Origin of the sequence: Jeotgalibacillus aurantiacus (assembly GCF_020595125.1) — a bacterium.
Taxonomy (GTDB): domain Bacteria; phylum Bacillota; class Bacilli; order Bacillales; family Jeotgalibacillaceae; genus Jeotgalibacillus; species Jeotgalibacillus aurantiacus.
The window spans coordinates 764904-783699 of the sequence record NZ_JACNMS010000001.1 but is presented as its reverse complement, the minus strand read 5'-3'; the positions used below and the strand labels follow the sequence as shown (position 1 = coordinate 783699).

The window sequence follows — 18796 nt, the reverse complement described above, 5'->3', positions numbered from 1 at the left end:
TAATAGGGTTTCAAGAGCAAAAGGAGTAATAACCTGAAGAGTTGATCATTGGATTTTACGAATAAAAGTTAATCTGATCAAATGCTGAAAAAGGGTTCAAAGTGATCTTACATGATTCGTGCCGGGTCATTCCGTTTCCTCCTTCAGCAGAGGAAGACAAATGGCTCACTGAGCAATCGCGAAAGAACGACACGACACGGTTACATGATTTTTTAGATCCAACATGATCATAGTACGACGTCTCCCGCCACAATCCTAATTCACATCACCTATATAAATCCGGTTTTTAGATTCATGTTGAAGATAATCTACAATCGCTTTTGGATACACGCGCAGCTCGTGAAGCTTTTCAATCAGTACCCACTGCATATCAACCTGGTTGCTGTCTGGGTTAGTTGGAAGTGAGGGCTGTTCCTTTGCTGTACATTCCATATAATACTCAATCTGATGAACGCCGGAATCAGCATCAGCGTACTCATGGTTTTTTCCTATGTATTCTCGGATATGGATAATGTCGTGAGGCTCCACAATATATCCTGTTTCCTCAAGACATTCACGCTTTACGGCCTCATGCAGACTCTCTCCGTGTTCTTGGCCACCTCCAGGGAATATATAGAAAAACCCTTCTTGATCCTTATGTTGTGTCAGAAGAATTCTGTCGTTCTTTTTGATGATGGCTTTTGCTGAATTACGAATTCGCATGGTAAACCCTCCTATTTTTGGCATCCTTCTGATTGTATAGCATAATGAAGGAGGAAGCGAGGGGGATCACGAATGAACGAAGCCGGATTATCACCAGAAAAGCTTAATGAAGCGGTCATGCTTATTCAAAAAGCCGTTGACCTGCAGCAGTCACTTCATCAAACCGTATTCGCCGGTCAGGTGCTGGACCGCTCGATACCGGTTGTCTGGTTTGGCAGAAGAGCACCGGGGTCTCTCGTTACAATTGGTACAAACCCTTCCTCAAAAGAATTTTTATCCTCTGACGGAAATCTTCTACCTCAGGAGAAATCCCGTTTTTTTGTCAGGGAAGAAGGCGTCAGTTTATACGATTATCAAATGGATGAGGCATCGCTTTCAGAAACGGTTACCCATTATCAGACTTACTTTGAACGTAAGACCGTCTATAGTGGCTGGTTTGGTAAAAGAAATGGGGCGAAGCTTGAGGGCTTTTTAAATGGGCTGGGCTACAGCTTTTATCAATCGGATCTTTTGATGCCGGCTGTACATATTGATTTCTTTCCTATCCCGACACTTAAGCAGATGGGGCAGATTAAAGACAGGGAGGGCGTGATCAATACGCCTCAGATCTGTTCTCTTTTAACAGATACTTTGCATTTTCTTTCACCAGGTACCATTTTGATTTTGGGAAAAGAGCATTGTGCAAGATTCAGGCAATTTTATCCGGACACGAGTCTGTCTGAACCGCAGGCATTGGACGGCTACCCGAGTGCCCGATATGAAATGGGTTATAGCAAAACATTTCAGGCTCAGGTGATTGGTCTGCATTTTAAACCTTCAGAGCAGTTTCTGGCACTTGGAGGAGGGGCGGATCGCAATGGACTGAACCATGGGAGCTATGGTGGCCGGGAAACGATCAGGCGATTAGGGGAAATGATCAGGATCAAAGCACAGGAGGACTGAAAGCGTTTATAATAGCCGTACAACTACTTTTCGGGAGGGGTTCTACAGATGAAAAAAACGTGGTGGAAAGAGTCAGTCGTATATCAGGTATACTGGCGCAGCTTTTATGACAGCAATGGGGATGGGATTGGTGATTTGCAAGGTGTGCTTGAGAAGCTTGATTACATACAAAAGCTTGGCGTGGATGTGATTTGGCTTAATCCGTTTTATGAATCACCGGATCGTGACAATGGCTACGATATTTCAGATTATGAGTCGGTGATGGAAAAGGCGGGGGATCTGGAGACGTTTAAGGAGTTGCTTTCTGCGATTCATGACCGGGGGATGAAGGTGATCATGGATCTCGTGGTGAATCATACGTCCGATCAGCATCCGTGGTTTCTTGAATCGGAATCGTCAAAGGACAATGCGAAGCGCGACTGGTATATCTGGCGTGAGGGTAAAGGAGACGGACCGCCGAATAACTGGCGCTCTTATTTTGAACCATCTTCATGGACGTATAATGAAGCGACAGAGGATTATTATTTTCATTCCTTCGCTAAAGAGCAGCCTGATTTGAACTGGAAAAACGATGAACTGCGCAAAGAGATTTTCCGCATGATGCGCTCATGGCTCGATCTTGGTATCGACGGCTTCCGTATGGATGTCATTAACCTGCTTGCGAAGCAGGACGGCTTCCCGGATGCTGATGACCCATCGCATATCAGCTATTTGGCGGATAACCCGGGTATTCACGATTATCTTCAGGAGATGAACCGCGAAGTACTGTCTCATTATGATGTGATGACGGTCGGAGAGATTCCGTTTGTGACTCCTGAGACAGGGCTTTTATACGTTCATGAAGACCGCAATGAACTGAATACGCTGTTTCATTTTCAGGTGGCGGATGAAATGCCTGTGATGGATCTGAAACGTTATAAAGAAATTCAGGAAAGCTGGTATAAGGGGACGTTTGAAAAAGGCTGGAATTCACAGTTTTTAAATAATCATGATCACACGAGACAGGTTACCCGCTATGGGAACGATGGTCAGTATCGCGTTGAGTCGGCGAAGCTGCTTGGTATTATGCTGCATACGCTGCCTGGCATGCCCTACATTTATCAGGGGGAAGAAATCGGTATGACGGGTGTGCGTTTTGACTCGATTGACGACTACAATGATATTGCGATGAAAAATAAGTATAAGGAAGAGGTCGAAAAAGGCCGTGATCCGGAGGAAGTGTTTGAGAGCCTGCTGCTGCTGAGCCGTGATAATTCACGAACGCCGATGCAATGGAATGCCAACGATAACGCCGGCTTTACTTCGGGAAAACCATGGATTAAGATCAATCCGAATTATAGAGAAATCAATGTAGAGAAAGCACTTGAAGACCCGAGTTCCGTTTTTTATACGTATCAGAATCTGATTGAACTCAGAAAAGAGCACCCTGTGATGACATATGGTGATTATACCGACTTGTCTTATGGAAAAGACCCTTTATATTTGTATACACGCAGCTATGAAGGTGTCACCTGGCTTGTGATACTGAATCATTCTGACGATCAGCTGGGTGTGGACATTCCGGAGCGTTATGCCAAAAAATCTGCCCGTCTGATCATCGGCAATTATCAGGTATCTAATGATGAGCGTGGTCATATGCCGGAGCAGATCAGGCTTCAGCCTCATGAAGCGAGAGTATATGAAATAAAAGAAAACCGAGTGGTCTAAGTTTTATAAAACGAGTAGTTAAGCAATTTGTGATCAGATTTTTATGAGTCAATAGTCATGATAAAACAGCCTGTTTTATAGGATGAGACAGGCTGTTTATGATGTTGACACAAGTTCGTCAAAATCGTTTCATAGCAACACATTCAACCTGTATAATCAGAGTATTCTGATAAATAATAAAACTTTTGTCGGGTGTAAAATATAAGTGTAATCACACCTATATTTTAAAGGAGGAGCAAGGAAGATGGAAACCGAAGTCAATCTATTGGTTTTGGCGACACAGTACATGTTCTGGGTTGGGTTCGTTGGAATGGCAGCTGGGACGTTATATTTTCTTGTGGAGCGTAATAGTTTGGCACCTGAATACCGGTCAACCGCAACCGTGGCAGCGCTGGTCACATTTGTAGCTGCCATTCACTACTACTACATGAAGGATGCGGTCGGCACGTCAGGTTTGTTATCAGAGATCGATGGTTTTCCAACAGAAATCCGTTATATTGACTGGCTTGTAACAACACCGTTACTCCTTGTGAAATTTCCGCTTTTACTCGGGCTTAAAGGGAAGGCAAGCCGCACACTCCTTGCATCATTAATTATTGCTGACATCATTATGATTATTGCTGGTTATATCGGTGAATCCTCTATCAATATAGCAGGAGGCTTTACTCAGCTTGGACTCTGGAGTTATGTCATCGGCTGTATTGCCTGGCTGTATATTATTTATCTGCTGTTCACAAATGTGACGAAGGCTGCGATGGACAAGCCGGCGCCTATTCGAAAAGCGCTGCTGCAGATGCGTCTGTTCATCCTGATTGGCTGGGCAATTTATCCAATCGGCTATGCTGTCACACTGTTTGCATCAGGGGTGGAGGTTCAGCTGGTGCGTGAATTAATTTATAACTTTGCGGACTTGATCAACAAGGTTGGATTTGGACTCGTGGCATTCTTTGCAGTAAAAACCATGTCTGCTGTAAAGAAATCTCAGCTTTCATAAATGTGTGGAGGAGCATCCTGATGGGTGCTCTTTTTTTATTTGTGAAACTTTTCCTGATCATGAGCAGTAGAAAAACGAAGTGCGCGTTTGGATGGGGGTGCCGGGAATGGAAGTTATGATAGTCAGTCTTGGAGCAGCGGTGATTGTGTTCGTAACCATGTTCAACTTGTTTCGCCTTTACAGAACAGCATACCGAAGTGAGAGGATCACACGTGAGGCCTTTATTTTATACACAGTGATCACAGGCTGCGTTGGAACAGGAATATATGCTGTTTTAGCTCTGGGATTTATAGCGGTTTTCGGAGAAATGATTCCTTAAAGCTTCGATGAACGATCCGATAATAATTCAATTTTCAAAAAACAGTTGACTTCGTTAAATCCTATCTTTATGATAGGGATTATAATTTTATAGCAAGACTTCTTATCAAGAGAGGTGGAGGGACTGACCCTGCGAAGCCTCGGCAACCAGCAGCCTGCTGCACGGTGCCAAATTCAGAGGAAGATATTCCGAAGATGAGAAGGTGAGGATCTTTACTGTGCCGCCCCTTCTATCATCTGCAGATAGAGGGGGTTTTTATTTTAACTGATGAATTTTTGACAAAACAAAAAGAGGTGCTGCCACACCTCTCCTCTTGATGAAAGAGTCCGCTTGCATTCGGAACGGACATCCCTGGTCATCTATTTTAGATTATCACTCACATAGGATGTTCGTCTATTTACAACATAAGTAAAGGAGACGATTTGAATGACAACACTACAATTTGCCTATTGGGTACCCAATGTCAGTGGGGGATTAGTCGTATCAAAACTGCCTCAAAGAACGGATTGGAGCTTTGAAGCCAACAAACGTTATGCACAAATTGCAGAAGAATCGGGATATGATTATGCTCTGTTACAGACCCGTTTTTTCGCAAGCTATGGTGCCGAATATCAACTGGAGGCCATTACGCTTGGTTCTGCGCTTGCATCAGTCACGAAGAAATTAAAGCTGATTTCTGCAGTTCACCCGGGTCTATGGCATCCTGCTGTCTATGCTAAAATGCTAGCCACGCTGGATCACATTAGTAACGGCCGTGCTGCTGTGAATATTGTGAGTGGGTGGTTTAAACAGGAATTTATCGGTTATGGGGAGCACTGGCTGGATCATGATGAGCGATATCGTCGTTCAGAGGAATTTGCCCGCGTACTACGTTCGTTGTGGACAGAGGAAACGACAACCTTTAAAGGCGACTTTTACCGTATTAATGATGCACCGCTTAAACCAAAGCCTGAACAGGGTGGAAACCTGCCTATTTTTCAGGGAGGAAATTCGGCAGCTGCCAAGCAAATGGCTGCACGGGTATCAGATTATTATTTTATGAATGGGAATACACTTGAAGGTTTTCAAAAACAAATCGAAGAAGTAAGAGCACTTGCTGAAAAAGAAGGCAGGACTGTCAAATTTGCTGTCAATGGTTTTGCGATCGTGAGAGATACTGAGGAGGAGGCAGTGCAATTGCTTCGTGATATTGTATCCAATGCAGATACTGAAGCTGTTGAAGGCTTTCGTAACGCAGTAAAAGAAGCGGGGCAGGCGACGAAGGAAAAGGATGGTATGTGGGCAAATTCTACTTTTGAGGATCTCGTACAATACAATGACGGCTTCAAAACAGGTCTGATTGGAACTGCTGAACAGGTGGCAGACCGTATCATTGAACTGAAAAAAATAGGCGTGGATCTCATTTTAACAGGTCATTTTCATTATGAAGAAGACCTGGAGCGCTTTGGACGGGAAGTCATTCCGCTCGTGAAACAGAAGGAGAAAGCACTCTTTGATAGCGGGGTGTTTGTATGAAGATTCTTGCTTTGTCAGGCAGTTTGTCAGGATCTAAAACGTATACGATTATTCGTGAAGCAGCGGAGTATGCAAAGGAAAAAGAAGACGTTGAAGTTGAACTCGTTAATCTTTCGGAGTTAACGGTTCAGTTTTGCGACGGACGTGACCCATCTAAATACGAAGGGGAAACTGCCTGGCTCATCAGGCAATTTATTGAGGCGGATTCATTCATTATTGGCACACCTATTTATCGAGGTTCACTCACAGGTGCGCTGAAAAATGTATTTGACCTCATTCCAAATGATGCGTTGAAAGGAAAGGTCATTGGGTTTGTTGCAACAGGAGGAACTTATCATCATTATCTTGCGATTGAGCATCAGTTGAATCCGCTGGCGAGCTATTTTAGAGCGCATATTGTTCCGGGTGGTGTTTACGCCCACAATGATCATTTTACGAGCGGCGTGTTGACGGATGAGGATATTCATCACAGACTCCGCAAGCTGGCTCATTCAGTAGTAACGATTAGTCAAAGCCTGAAAGATCATCAGACGGCACTCGAACAGCCGGTGATTCCAAGACAAGCATAGAAAAAACAGCAGCCCACACATGTATATGGGCTGCTGTTTTTAATTCGCTACTGTTTTAATTCTGAGCTTTAATTCTGTATCGATCCAGGCGGTGTAGTCATGAAGACGGGCGATTTGCTCATCGCTCAGCCTTCTCGGATGAAAGTCAGCGATACAGAAGGTCCCGATGACTTGTCCGTCCTGTTTAATCGGGATCCCGGCGTAAAAATGTAAGCCGGCTTCTTTGGCAAGTATCTGAATAGAAGGATCTTCACTGTAGAACATATCATCAATAATTAACGGTTCACCGCTTCTAATGACTTTATCGCAGATTGTCTGGTCCCTGGGAACTTCTCTCGCTGCCATGACAGGCTCGGGTAATCCAATGCATGATTTGAACCATTGCCGCTCATCATCAATAAAAGAAATAAAGGTGATGGGTACGTGAAAAGCATCCCTGACTGTCCGGGTGATCCGTTCAAAAGTTTCCTCAGATGGTGTATCTAAAATATTCAGATCGTAAAGAGCATGAAGACGCTCTTTTTCAGCAGTATCGATGGTTACGGCTGCCTGAAGAGAGGCAACCCACTCATCTGGAGTACGCTTCAGGCTAATTGATTTATGAACCGTATTCAGCATATCTTCAAGCTGTTCAGCCGGTACAGGTTTACTTAAAAAATAACCCTGTATTTCATTACAGCCGAGACCGGTCAGTAAATCAAACTGCTGCTTCGTCTCCACCCCTTCAGCTGTCACTTTCATATTCAGTTTTTTAGCAAGCTGAATAATGAAATGAACGATATCAATATCCTTTTTGCCTTCGGTTTCCGTGATCTGTTTAATAAAGGACCGGTCGATCTTAATGCCATCCAGTGCAAACATTTTTAAGTAGTTCAACGAGGAATAGCTTACGCCAAAATCATCAATCACTACGGTAAAACCGCTTTCCTGTAAATAGTGAATGGTCTCCATTCCACCGGCAGGGTCAGTCATCAGCATGCTTTCGGTGATTTCAATTTCAATTGCTTCCGGTGAAATCGAATACTGTTTCAGGATATCGAGTACCGCTTCGTCAATCATTTCAGGCTCGAAAATCACGGCAGATAAATTAATGGCGGTTCTTGTATTGCTGAAAATCTCAGGATACATCTCGAAATCCTGACACACTTTTTTCGTAACGGCTTTGGTCAGTTCAAGTATCAGAGAGCTTTTTTCAGCCAGTTGTACAAATTTTAATGGTGGAACCACGCCAAGCTTAGGGTTGTACCAACGCACCAGTGCCTCGAAATTGATCTTGCCACTTACCGGATTCAGCTTGGGCTGATAGAAGACGTTCAGTTCATTATTTTGGAGAGCTCTGGCTAATTCAGTTTCAATCATGACTTCATCCACATGGTTCTGTAGCTGTCCATTTGGTGTATAGACGGAGATGTTATTTCTGCCTTTTCGTTTCGCATCGACCATGGCTGTACATGCACTTGCAATCAGCGCGTGTAATTCGTCAGCATGGTGACTTATCCCGATACATCCGGTTACAGAGATTGGAATACCGTTCACCAAATATGAAAAGGTTGAAATTTCATCTAATACACCTGTGGCAACCTCCATTGCCTTATTGGCCGATTCACCAACAAGGGTGATAATGAATTCATCTCCATCAATCCGCCCCATTATTGAGCCCATAGGTAAAATAGACGAAACTGCTCTGGCAAGCTTTTTAAAAAGCATGTTGGTTTCTTCAATTCCAAGCAACTCATTGATAAATTTGAATCTGTCTATATTTAAATAAAGGATGGCGACCTGAAGAGCAGGATCGCGTTCCTGCATCTCTGTAAGTGTTGATTTGACTTTTATGAGGTTAGGAAGTCCTGTAAGGGAATCTATATTTTCAATGGCAGATAACAGCTTTGAAGCAGTGTCATCGGTCAGGTCATTCGTCAGGCACAAAATATACCGCACCTGCTCTTGCAGATCTTCAATTGGCAAAAGAACGGATGCTGCAAACTCTGATACATTAGAGGGTTTATTCATCTTATCTGAAAAGAAGACAGGTTCTTTTGTTGAGACAGCAAAATCGTATTGACCAATCAGCGGATTGGCAATCCAGGGCTCATACATATCCTGAATATATTTGTTTTTCCAATCATCAGGAAGTGAAGAGAGCGTTTTTGCTTCTTCTGTTACTTCCACATATCGGTACCCCAGTTCGTCCACTTCCATCAGAAATACCATTTTATATAGCTTGGAGAAAAAGTGAAATAAGTAGTAAGGGTCCGATTTCATGTTATGCATGATTGTTCCTCCTGACACCTGTTCATCATGTGTTTCTTACATCATACGCCGAAAGGTTTAATCTGTCTTTCTTTAGTATGTCTTTTATCTTATTTGTAGTTATTTTATACCCTTAAAGATATATATGAAAGGTATATTTTCTTTGGATACACTTAGGGGTAAAATGAAAGATGAAGAGGGGAGTGAGAGAAATGGGGAAGCTTTATTATCATCAGATTAATCAAATTGATGTGAGGGTTTCTGAAATGAAGGGGACGTCATACAGAACGATTATTGACTTTAATGAGCTTAAAATTTCAAGGATGAGTGAGCATTGTTACCGTACTGTTACACTTCCTGCTTCGACTATTCCTCCTCAGGCAAAGGATCTCATCATCGAAAAACTGAAACATCTGCATTTGTTTGAATGGGAAGATACATATTTGCATGCGCGTCATCATCCTGTTGACAATACACACTGGCATATTGCTATTGAGATGGATGACCAGACGATTGTGAAAAAAGGCTATAATCAGTTTCCTGCTGAATGGGATAATTTTATGAGGATATTATTGTGATAAAAGAGCAAAGATTATAGACATAAGTATTGATTATTGAGATTCATTATTTTAATCGAATTTACTTATAAAAATACCCCCTATACACTTGAGTAAAGGGGGTATTGTTATGGATTTTTTTCTGATCTTTATTACCGGAATTGTTGCCACAACCCTAGGTACACTTGCTGGGGGAGGAGGCTTGATCAGTCTGCCTGTCATGCTATTGTTAGGTGTTCCGATTCATTCTGCAATCGGTGCCAATAAAGTTTCAAACACGATCAGCTCTTATTTCTCTTTTTTATACTTGTTGAGAAAAAAGGAATTGGACTTCAGAAAATCTGTATGGATCATCCCGGTCAGTTTGTTTGGGGGAGTTGCGGGAGGAGCCATTGCTGCTGTCATAACTCCTGAGCAGTTATATGTGCTGGCCATTATTTTACTAGTTTGTGTATTTATTTCTTCTTTCCTCAGAAAAACGATCTTTAAAGGTGACCGCAAGCTTATTCCAAGTTTTAAGTCTGTTACCGGTGTGTATGGAATTGGCCTATATGACGGTTTATTCGGTCCGGGTCAAGGGACACTGATGCTCTATTTATTAAGCAGTCTGAACCTTTCATATATTAACGCTGTGGGGCTTGTCAGGTTGGCGACTTTTTCAAGTTGCTTTGGAGCAGCGATTACATACATTGCCGCAGGATCGATTATCTGGTCTCTGACTATTTCACTCATGGCCGGTTCGTGGTTGGGTGCACAATTAGGTGTCAGGGTAGCGAGAAAAATAAAGCCTGCTATCATCTCACCAATTCTTAAATCAGTGACTTTCCTTTTGATTTTACAACTTATATTTGACCAGCTCTGAAGCGTTCCACGTGAAACATTACCTATGGAAAATCCACTTGAACAGTCTTGGTGATTTTTTATAGATAAACGCGATCCGGTTAAGCAGGAAAGCGGGTATCTTTTTAGGAAACCAGGGTCTTGAATAGAGCGGCCACCCTCCCTTTAAGTCATCCCACTGGGAATCATCCTCTTTCAGCTGACGAAATCTTGCCAAATCAATTAGTTTAACATGGTCATCAGGCAGGACAATCATATTCCTCAGGTGAACATCAGATGGCGTCAATCCTGCATTTCGGGCCACTTCAAGTGCTTCATCCACCTCTTCAACATAACGCTTCTTAATAAAAGTGCCGTCAGTGAGACAGGTGAAAAACGTCTTTCCTTCAACGTAATCAATAACGAGATAATTTGGTCCGCTATCATAGATCGAAGGATAAAAATGACTATCGCTGAGTAGTGAATAAACCTCAGCTTCTTCCTTGGCAATTGATTCGAACTCGGGGAAAAATACTTTTACAACAAGATCTTTCCCTTTAATCCGAAATGCCGCAGCACTTCTGCCAATCCCAATGCATTCCAGGTCGGGGTGATGGTCTGCAACAATTGTTTTTTTATATTGATGCGCGAAGACAATACTTTCTGCGTAATGACGATATGATTCCATATCAAGCACTCCTCTTAAACAATTCGGTTCAAATCGTTATCTAACATCATACACTACTATTTCAAAAATCAATAAAGCTATGTATTTGATATAATGAGTAAAAATCGTGAAAGAGTTGCAGGAGTGAGACAATGAATCCATGGGAAGCTACAAACCCGATCACCATAAAAGAGGCACGGGATAAGATAGAAGAGGCTTATCCGGAGCTCAAACCAGTAAAAATTAAAGATTTAGGAACAGGCTTTGACCACACTGTTTACATGGTAAATGAACAATGGGTGTTCCGTTTTCCGAGAAGAAAGCTTGGGCTCGAGGCCATGTACATAGAAAACAAAGTTCTCACAAGCCTTGAAAAGGTATCCTTTGAGGGCGGATTCGATTATCCGAAACCCGTTTACTTTCAAAAAGGGCAGGATGAAAACGATTCATATGTCGGTTTTTCTCTGATAGAAGGCCAGGTGTTAACTGATCTTGAAGACACGGACTGTTTGAATGAAGCAGCTGAGAAACTTGGGCATTTTCTTAAAAAACTTCACGCTCTCCCTGTTGAGTGTATAGATGCAGGTCCTGACCATTTGAATCGCTTATCCACCGCGCTAAGAAGAAAACACTTTTATGTCATAGCGGAGGAGGCTGCTCCAGTTATTCCTGAAAAGCTCTATCAGCAGCTGCTGAGTTATCTGGATCAGCTTGAAGAATGGGAGAATCCTGCAGGCACCGTGCTTGTTCACGGGGACCTGCACCCGAAAAATCTGATTGCCAGAGAGGGAAAGCTTGCAGGAATCATTGATTGGGGAGATGCACATATTGGTCATCCTGCATCCGATCTATCCATCGTATTTCAGTGCATTTCTCATGAAAAAAGAAGTCTCTTTTTTGATGCATACGGTGAAGTTAATGATGAAACGATCAAATTGGCCCGTTTTAAAGCTGCATTTCTGAATACGGTGCTATTGCGTTATGCAAAAAGTACAAATGATCAAAACGTGCTTCGCTGGGCTCTGACAGGACTGAAGAAATCACTGAGCTGAGTGTTATCTTTCAGCGTATTTGGCAATGACATGAGCCAGATCATCATTACCAAAAGTCTGCATGACCTGAATGAGTGTACCGGCATCAATATCCATATCAGTTGAAACCTGATCGTCCATCAGCTGTTTCAGGAAAGAGTTAGCCGGTTGAGCAGGGTAAGCCTCTTTATATAATTTTTCAGGATCAAGGTTTTGATCCTGGCACCACTGGATAAACAATAAAACCATGATTTTTTCATCTTCCTGATACTTTTGGATAATATGTTGCGCTAGTTCTTTTTGATTCATGTTTAAACATCCCTTCACAATCGCTTTCGTCCTCGGCAGAAAATGGTGATGGCGGAAAGTTTCTGCTATCAAAGGAGTATCTAATGGAAAATTGGCTGACAGAAATAATGAATGATTATGGATATTTTGGTGTGTTTTTTCTGATTGCACTGGAAAACATATTCCCGCCGATCCCCTCTGAGGTTATTTTAACATTTGGCGGGTTCATGACAGTAGATTCGGGATTAACCATTCCCGGTGTGGTAGCAGCCTCTACTGCGGGCTCAGTAGCAGGTGCAATTGCACTCTACTATATCGGAGTTCAGCTCGATGTAGAGAGGCTTGAGAAAATCATTGACCGCTGGGGAACGGTTTTGCGTGTGAATAAAGAGGATTTGCACAGGGCGGATGCCTGGTTTGATAAATATGGCCCCTGGACTGTGTTCTTTTGCCGATTTGTTCCACTAATCAGAAGCCTGATTTCTATTCCTGCAGGGATGTCAAATATGAACATTTGGATATTTCTTGGCTTCACAAATGAACATTTGGATATTTCTTGGCTTCACAACAGCAGGAACGTTGATTTGGAATATTGTGTTGATTTATCTTGGAGCATCAGTAGGAGATTCCTGGGAGACAATTGTCCGGAGAATGGACGTTTATTCAAATGTCGCCTACGTCATTCTTGCAGTGCTGTTTATTGCAGCTGTGATTTATTATATTGTTAAAAGGCGCTCCAGAGCATAAGAGATGAAAAGGCATGGCGAATTTGCGCCATGCCTTTTTACGATCAAAGCGGGTCCATTAGTATGACGTTGCGTAACACATTTGATATTCTAAGAAATAAAGTGAAATCTACTGTGTTTCAACGAGAATTTTTCAACCTCTATGAAGTATCATCTGAACCTTCCACCGGGTCGCTAACCCAAATCCTTATGATTCTCTATCAAAGATCCCTACCTGTTCAGGCGGCCAGACATGAACCTTCAAATGCTTTGCAAAGTGAAGTAATTCAGGTTTTGGAGACAGTAAAATTCCTGCACTTTCGGCTACACGGTTTACTTTAAATTCCGCATAAGCGGGTTGCAGGGTCCATTGATCATGATAAATAGCACCCTTTAGAATTTTCCGTCCCTTTAACACAAATAAGGCATAACGCTCTGTAAGCCAAAATTCAAGCGACCCTTTCACCGTTCTGAATGGATCCCCATTTGCACCGTACACACCATCGAAATCCCCAAAAGGTGCCCGCGTATCCGTCCGGCTGCTTTTAAAATGAATGCGATTTTCCGAATGAACGACACTCATGTCCGCATGTAAATAGGGAAGGGCATAGGAAAAATTCGCAAGCTTAACGGCAAGCGGGCTGTTGGCATCAAGACTGAAAAAATAAATGCCTGCCTCACCATTAAAAGTCACGTACGTTCTCACATTCAATTCGGCGAAGCGTCTCTTATACGTAAACAGGGAAAGGCCCCGGAAATAAATATGGTTCATTTCAAAAGGAACCACGCTGATCCACGCTTGTCCCCCAAACGTATCAAGCGCAAGACAATCAGGAATCAGTGGACGAATCTCCTCTGCGGGCACCGGATAGTGGGCAAAAAGTAAATCGTTCCATGTCTGTCCCATCAGCCATTTCTGTTTATTTGTCTTTCGTTTCATGTCATGCACCACCTTCTTTTCCATCCTATAAAATTAGCCGGAAAGAATCGAAAAATAAAAGTTTACAATCGGCTGCTTTTTTAAAAGGGTTTCCAATATATGTTCCGAATATATAAGGTAAGTGAAAAAAAGGAGTGAACAGGATGTCTTTGAATGCATATCTGAATTTTGATGGCAATACGAGAGAAGCTGTGGCATTTTATCGCGAGGTATTTGATTCACCGGCTCCGGATATCATGACGTTTGGGGAGCAGCCGCCTAATACTGAATTTGATGTTCCTGAAGAAGTGAAAGATCGCATCATGCATGCAGCGCTAAATGTAAATGGCAGTATGCTGATGTTTTCAGACACATTTCCGGGTGCACCGTATATTCAGGGGAATCATATTTCACTAACCGTCTGGCTCAAGGACGAAGCACTTTTGAGAAAGCAGTTTGACCGGATCAAGCAGGGCGGAAAGGTCGATATGGAGCTGCAGGAAACGTTTTGGAGCAAGGCATATGGACAAGTGACTGATCAGTTCGGCATCAGCTGGCAATTCAGCCACGAGGGAGAGAGTGAAGACGTTTAAATCGTGGATAATGGGGTAAATTACCTTTGTGACCACGTAAATCAACGGTAAGGTGGCGGGCAATGAATCGCTATTTTGCTGCATTGTAGTGAACTGCCGGGAAGACAGCGGCTTTCTTAAGAAAAAGGAACCAACAAACCGAATTGGCGATTAAGAGAGAATAATATCTTCCCACCCAATAGATGTATAAGCGCAAACCTCCGGCTGGCGGCCGGAGGTTTTTTCGCGTGTTTAAAGTGCATTTCCTGTAAAAAAACCGAGCGCTGCAAGTAAAATTCCTGCTGCATAGGTCAAAAAAAGGTAGGCGATTGCCAGTCCGGTTCTCCTTTCCATCATCAGCTTTACGATTTCTGTGTAAAAGGTTGAGAACGTTGTAAAAGCACCGAGAAAACCAATGGCAGCAAATGCATATAAGTATCCGTTTACACTAAGAGAAAGCACATAGCCAAGTAAAAAGGAGCCCAGCAGGTTGACCAGTAAGGTTCCATAAGGCGCATTCTCCTGATTCATCTTGCTGGAGACAGCTGCACGGCAAATCGCCCCGAAAAATCCGCCTGCTGATAACAACATAATGATCATTTGACCTTCCTCCTATTCACAGTAAGGTTACCAAGGCGCATTCCGAGTGCTGCCAGGCATAGACCGCCCAGTAAGCTTAATGTGAAATAAAGCAGTGCGATCCCATAGCGTTCACTTTGTAAAAGAACCACAAGCTCAGTGCTGACGGCGGACATGGTCGTGAATGATCCAATCAATCCTGTTTTAATCGCCATCTTCACTTGTGGAGAGGCGCTCCAGTTGGTATCTGCCTGTGAAGATAAAAACCCGAGAATCAAACAGCCAATCAGATTAACCGTAAGCGTCCCGAGTGGGAATCCCGAGACAGGAGGTAAAAGCAGGCTGGTGATATACCGCAGCATACTGCCAATAGCCCCGCCCATTCCAATCCATATGTAGGTCATTCATTGTCCTCCGTTCGAATCTGATACAATTTACATTAAGCATTCCATAAGAGATGGTCAAGAGGAGTGACGAATTTGGAGAAGGCTTACTTGTGGCTTCTGTTGCTGGCTATTGCCGGAGGACTCGGAGTCAGTTCATTATCTATGGCAGGTTCAATTGAGAAAATCATTTTGCCGTTGCTGATTCTGCTTTTATTTTTTACGTTTTTACCCGTTCCATTAAGTGAAATCAGGAATGCATTTCAAAACCGTTCCTTTGTCATTATAAGTCTTACCCTAAATTTTATTATTACCCCGTTTCTTGCATGGGGAATCGGTGCTGTCTTTTTGTCTGATGCGCCATTATTGTGGCTTGGCTTTTTATTACTCGTACTTACCCCGTGTACGGATTGGTATATCGTCTTTACCGGCATCGCAAAGGGGAATACAGCGGCTTCTGTCAGCCTGCTCCCGGTAAACCTTATGCTTCAGCTTCTATTGTTACCCGTGTGGATGCTGTTGTTTGGGCGTGTAGTGGTGGGGCCGGAAATTTTAGATGTCATTCCTTCTGTGCTGCTTGTCCTGCTCATTCCGTTTGCCGCGGCGTTCCTTGTTCGGCGTTTCGTGGGGTCCTTTCAGGAATCCTTGATGGAATGGGTGCAGGTGCTAATTTTATGCATCGTGATCTTTGCCATGTTCGCTTCACAGGGAGAGGTGATCTTAGGTGAAATCGATCAGTTGTTGAGACTGATCATTCCTTTACTGCTGTTTTTCGTCAGTCTGTATTGGCTGGGCAAGGGAGCTGCTGCATTCGCAGGGTTAGAAAGAGAAGATCGCATCAGTCTTCATATGACAACGATTGCGAGAAATTCACCACTCGTCTTAGCCGTGGTGCTCGCCGTCTTTCCGGATCAGCCATTACTGGCACTCGTCCTCGTAGTCGGCCCGCTGATTGAATTACCCCTTCTGGCGGCACTGTCGTTTGTGCTGAAGCGGGGTTGAATACAGAAAAGTGAAGCCGGGATGAGTGCTTGGTCACTTTTGTGAAAAAATCCGCCGCGGTTTACAAGATAACAAAACGTCAAAAAGCCAGCCTCTCATTCCCGAGGCTGGCTTTGCACTTATTTCTTTACTGTAAATTGAGCAAGGATTTCTTTTACCTTCAAGTAAGCTTCTTCAAGTGTTTCTGCTTCAATCACGATATCATTCCGCTCTTCATGACGACTGATCGAGTGCTCGTAGCGGGGATCGTAATAATGAACCAGAAGCATTTTGAACGCTTCCCGAAATTCTCCTGCTTCTAAATGATCGCGAATATCTTTCGCAACTGGCGTATGCATTCTTCGTTCGATCCGGCTGAATGCTTCTAAAAAGGCGTCCCTGGACTCGTCCGGCTGATAATCGTCAAGGATATTTTGAACGCGCACATCCAGTGGTAATTGAATAAAGATCTGAGGTGCTTTTTCTTTTCGCTCAAACAAAAAGTCTGGCATATGAACGCGTCCGATCCGGCGGCTTTCACCTTCCATCAGTAGATAAGGAGAATCCTTAAAGCGCCTCAGATCAGTGATCAACAAAGAATCGAACTTTTTCTGATTGTTAGGGATCAGTCCAATCTGTCCGAAAATGGATCCTCTGTGACCGGCATATCCCTCCAGATCAAGAACAGGTTCATTTTCCTCCTGAAGCTTCCGCAAAATCGCTGTTTTGCCGGAACCGGTATACCCGTTTAATACGAGAAGCTGCGCATTAAATTCATAATCCTCCAGTGCCTGGACAACCCACTGGCGATAAGTACGGATGCCGCCAGTTAAGCGGTTCACATCAAGTCCCATGAAGTCTGTAAAGGTAGCAGCTGCCTTACTCCGCATGCCTCCGCGCCAGCAAAAAACTGAAATCGGGGCATCCAGCGCCTTAAACTGCTCGACGAATACCGGAAGCTTTGCAGAAAAAATCTCGAGTCCGCGTGCTTTCGCCTGTTCCTGACCAACCTGCTTATAAATCGTGCCGATTTCAGCTCTTTCTTCATTATCAAAAACAGGGATATTGATGCTGCCCGGAATCGAACCTTCCTCAAATTCACCGGGTGAACGGACGTCAACGAGGACCCGCTCTTTTTTCTCATGGGCATCCATTAAATCATTTAATGTAATTTCACGTGTCATGTTTTTCACCTTCAATCTTTATACCACACGAATTTTTCCAGGATGGTCTGCAGTAACTTCTCCAATCAGATGAGCATTTACCTCTTTACTGCGTAAGTCGGCAAGCAGCTGATCTGCGTCATCAGGTGACACAGAAATCAACAATCCGCCTGACGTTACCGCGTCACATAAAATGTAGCGGTCAAGCTGATCCATTTCCTCAGGATAATCAACCTTGCCTTCTAAATGTGCGTAGTTATTGCGTGTCCCACCCGGTACAGAACCTGCTTCAGCCAGCTCGCGGACGCGTGGAAGAACCGGAACATCCTCTTTATAAATGACGAGCCCTGCATCACTGCCTGCTGCCATTTCAGACGCGTGACCAAGTAATCCAAAGCCTGTCACATCTGTTGCAGCGTGAACATCATAAGCAGACATCGTTTCGGCGGCTGTTTTATTTAACGTCGCCATTACCTTTGTTACGTTAGCTGTTTCTTCTTCAGTCAGCAGACCGTTTTTAAGAGAAGTAGTAGAAATCCCGACACCAATCGGCTTCGTTAAAATCAGCTTATCACCAGGTTTAGCGCCTGCGTTGGCTCTCACTTTATCAGGATGGACCGTTCCTGTGACTGCTAATCCGAATTTCGGCTCTTTGTCATCAATAGAATGCCCGCCAACGAGTGTGACGCCGGCTTCTTTCAATTTATCGCCGGCTCCGCGGAGGATATCAGTCAAAATACTTTTATCTAAAGTAGAGATCGGAAATGCGACGATATTTAATGCGGTAAGCGGGGTTCCACCCATTGCATACACATCGCTGATCGCATTCGCTGCTGCAATCTGGCCGAAATCATAAGGGTTATCAACTATCGGCGTGAAAAAATCAACGGTTTGTACAATCGCTGTTTCTTCATTAATCTTATACACGCCTGCATCATCACTCGTATCCAGTCCAACAAGCAGATTCGGATTGGCTTCGGCCTGCGGAAGATTCTTCAGTACCTGTGCAAGATCAGCGGGGCCGATTTTACAGCCGCAACCACCTTTAGAGGATAGGGATGTTAAACGTACATTATTTGAACTTGTCATGCTATTCAACCTCTTTCCAAGATAA

Annotated in this window: 20 protein-coding genes, 1 pseudogene and 1 riboswitch; of the genes and pseudogenes, 12 read left to right on the top strand and 9 right to left on the bottom strand. The window is 43.5% G+C overall.

Going from position 1 to position 18796, the window contains the following annotated elements:
• Positions 1 to 255: 255 nt before the first annotated feature.
• Complete coding sequence (locus H7968_RS03660) at positions 256 to 702, bottom strand: NUDIX domain-containing protein (RefSeq protein WP_227394878.1); 447 nt, start codon at positions 700 to 702, stop codon at positions 256 to 258.
• 72 nt (positions 703 to 774) lie between these two features.
• Here H7968_RS03660 and H7968_RS03655 point away from each other — a divergent pair, with 72 nt between their 5' ends.
• The 6 genes from H7968_RS03655 (at position 775) to H7968_RS03630 (ending at position 6748) form a co-directional block, all read left to right on the top strand.
• Entirely contained in the window at positions 775 to 1644 is an 870-nt protein-coding gene (locus H7968_RS03655) for a hypothetical protein (RefSeq protein ID WP_227394877.1), read from the top strand.
• 48 nt (positions 1645 to 1692) lie between these two features.
• Positions 1693 to 3351: a glycoside hydrolase family 13 protein gene (locus tag H7968_RS03650; protein WP_227394876.1), complete on the top strand. Its 1659-nt coding sequence runs from the start codon at positions 1693 to 1695 to the stop codon at positions 3349 to 3351.
• Positions 3352 to 3595: 244 nt separating this feature from the next.
• Positions 3596 to 4345, top strand: a complete 750-nt coding sequence (locus tag H7968_RS03645; protein ID WP_227394875.1) for a bacteriorhodopsin — start codon at positions 3596 to 3598, stop codon at positions 4343 to 4345.
• 106 nt (positions 4346 to 4451) lie between these two features.
• Positions 4452 to 4664 carry a hypothetical protein gene (locus H7968_RS03640; RefSeq protein ID WP_227394874.1) on the top strand — a complete coding sequence of 71 codons (213 nt, stop codon included), beginning with the start codon at positions 4452 to 4454 and terminating at the stop codon, positions 4662 to 4664.
• A gap of 99 nt (positions 4665 to 4763) precedes the next feature.
• A riboswitch (SAM riboswitch) is annotated at positions 4764 to 4865 on the top strand.
• A gap of 225 nt (positions 4866 to 5090) precedes the next feature.
• On the top strand, positions 5091 to 6179 hold the full coding sequence (gene sfnG, locus H7968_RS03635; protein ID WP_227394873.1) for a dimethylsulfone monooxygenase SfnG: 1089 nt from the start codon (positions 5091 to 5093) through the stop codon (positions 6177 to 6179).
• Positions 6176 to 6748, top strand: coding sequence for an NADPH-dependent FMN reductase (locus H7968_RS03630; RefSeq protein WP_134374205.1), 573 nt, complete (start codon positions 6176 to 6178; stop codon positions 6746 to 6748). Before sfnG ends, H7968_RS03630 begins: the two co-directional genes overlap by 4 nt.
• A 39-nt stretch (positions 6749 to 6787) precedes the next feature.
• Here the strand turns inward: H7968_RS03630 and H7968_RS03625 are convergent, their stop codons facing one another.
• Positions 6788 to 9019 carry an EAL domain-containing protein gene (locus tag H7968_RS03625; protein WP_227394872.1) on the bottom strand — a complete coding sequence of 744 codons (2232 nt, stop codon included), beginning with the start codon at positions 9017 to 9019 and terminating at the stop codon, positions 6788 to 6790.
• Positions 9020 to 9210: 191 nt separating this feature from the next.
• Between H7968_RS03625 and H7968_RS03620 the strand changes: the two genes are divergently transcribed.
• Both H7968_RS03620 and H7968_RS03615 read left to right on the top strand, forming a co-directional pair.
• A complete protein-coding gene (locus H7968_RS03620; protein WP_227394871.1) occupies positions 9211 to 9576 on the top strand; it encodes a hypothetical protein in 366 nt (121 codons plus the stop codon).
• Between the two features lie 109 nt (positions 9577 to 9685).
• The gene (locus H7968_RS03615; RefSeq protein ID WP_227394870.1) at positions 9686 to 10417 is read left to right on the top strand and encodes a sulfite exporter TauE/SafE family protein; all 732 of its coding nucleotides are present in this window, start codon (positions 9686 to 9688) and stop codon (positions 10415 to 10417) included.
• Positions 10418 to 10435: 18 nt separating this feature from the next.
• On the opposite strand, the gene H7968_RS03610 is transcribed toward H7968_RS03615, so the two are convergent.
• Positions 10436 to 11062 carry a protein kinase family protein gene (locus tag H7968_RS03610; RefSeq protein ID WP_227394869.1) on the bottom strand — a complete coding sequence of 209 codons (627 nt, stop codon included), beginning with the start codon at positions 11060 to 11062 and terminating at the stop codon, positions 10436 to 10438.
• Positions 11063 to 11193: 131 nt separating this feature from the next.
• Between H7968_RS03610 and H7968_RS03605 the strand changes: the two genes are divergently transcribed.
• On the top strand, positions 11194 to 12093 hold the full coding sequence (locus tag H7968_RS03605; RefSeq protein ID WP_227394868.1) for a phosphotransferase: 900 nt from the start codon (positions 11194 to 11196) through the stop codon (positions 12091 to 12093).
• A gap of 3 nt (positions 12094 to 12096) precedes the next feature.
• Here the strand turns inward: H7968_RS03605 and H7968_RS03600 are convergent, their stop codons facing one another.
• Positions 12097 to 12381, bottom strand: a complete 285-nt coding sequence (locus tag H7968_RS03600) for a hypothetical protein (protein ID WP_227394867.1) — start codon at positions 12379 to 12381, stop codon at positions 12097 to 12099.
• 83 nt (positions 12382 to 12464) lie between these two features.
• On the opposite strand from H7968_RS03600, the pseudogene H7968_RS03595 reads away from it, so the two are divergent.
• A pseudogene (locus H7968_RS03595) lies at positions 12465 to 13107 on the top strand (DedA family protein).
• 186 nt (positions 13108 to 13293) lie between these two features.
• On the opposite strand, the gene H7968_RS03590 reads toward H7968_RS03595, so the two are convergent.
• The gene (locus H7968_RS03590; RefSeq protein WP_227394866.1) at positions 13294 to 14025 is read right to left on the bottom strand and encodes a YqjF family protein; all 732 of its coding nucleotides are present in this window, start codon (positions 14023 to 14025) and stop codon (positions 13294 to 13296) included.
• A 143-nt stretch (positions 14026 to 14168) separates the two neighbouring features.
• On the opposite strand from H7968_RS03590, the gene H7968_RS03585 reads away from it, so the two are divergent.
• Entirely contained in the window at positions 14169 to 14597 is a 429-nt protein-coding gene (locus tag H7968_RS03585; RefSeq protein WP_227394865.1) for a VOC family protein, read from the top strand.
• Between the two features lie 231 nt (positions 14598 to 14828).
• Here H7968_RS03585 and H7968_RS03580 read toward each other — a convergent pair whose 3' ends face one another.
• On the bottom strand, positions 14829 to 15176 hold the full coding sequence (locus H7968_RS03580; RefSeq protein WP_227394864.1) for a fluoride efflux transporter FluC: 348 nt from the start codon (positions 15174 to 15176) through the stop codon (positions 14829 to 14831).
• On the bottom strand, positions 15173 to 15559 hold the full coding sequence (crcB, locus tag H7968_RS03575; RefSeq protein WP_227394863.1) for a fluoride efflux transporter CrcB: 387 nt from the start codon (positions 15557 to 15559) through the stop codon (positions 15173 to 15175). Before crcB ends, H7968_RS03580 begins: the two co-directional genes overlap by 4 nt.
• Positions 15560 to 15634: 75 nt before the next feature.
• Between crcB and H7968_RS03570 the strand changes: the two genes are divergently transcribed.
• On the top strand, positions 15635 to 16540 hold the full coding sequence (locus H7968_RS03570) for an arsenic resistance protein (protein ID WP_227394862.1): 906 nt from the start codon (positions 15635 to 15637) through the stop codon (positions 16538 to 16540).
• A 119-nt stretch (positions 16541 to 16659) separates the two neighbouring features.
• Here H7968_RS03570 and mnmH read toward each other — a convergent pair whose 3' ends face one another.
• Both mnmH and selD read right to left on the bottom strand, forming a co-directional pair.
• Positions 16660 to 17703 carry a tRNA 2-selenouridine(34) synthase MnmH gene (gene mnmH / locus H7968_RS03565; RefSeq protein ID WP_227394861.1) on the bottom strand — a complete coding sequence of 348 codons (1044 nt, stop codon included), beginning with the start codon at positions 17701 to 17703 and terminating at the stop codon, positions 16660 to 16662.
• Between the two features lie 18 nt (positions 17704 to 17721).
• The gene (gene selD, locus H7968_RS03560; RefSeq protein ID WP_227394860.1) at positions 17722 to 18771 is read right to left on the bottom strand and encodes a selenide, water dikinase SelD; all 1050 of its coding nucleotides are present in this window, start codon (positions 18769 to 18771) and stop codon (positions 17722 to 17724) included.
• Positions 18772 to 18796: the final 25 nt, after the last annotated feature.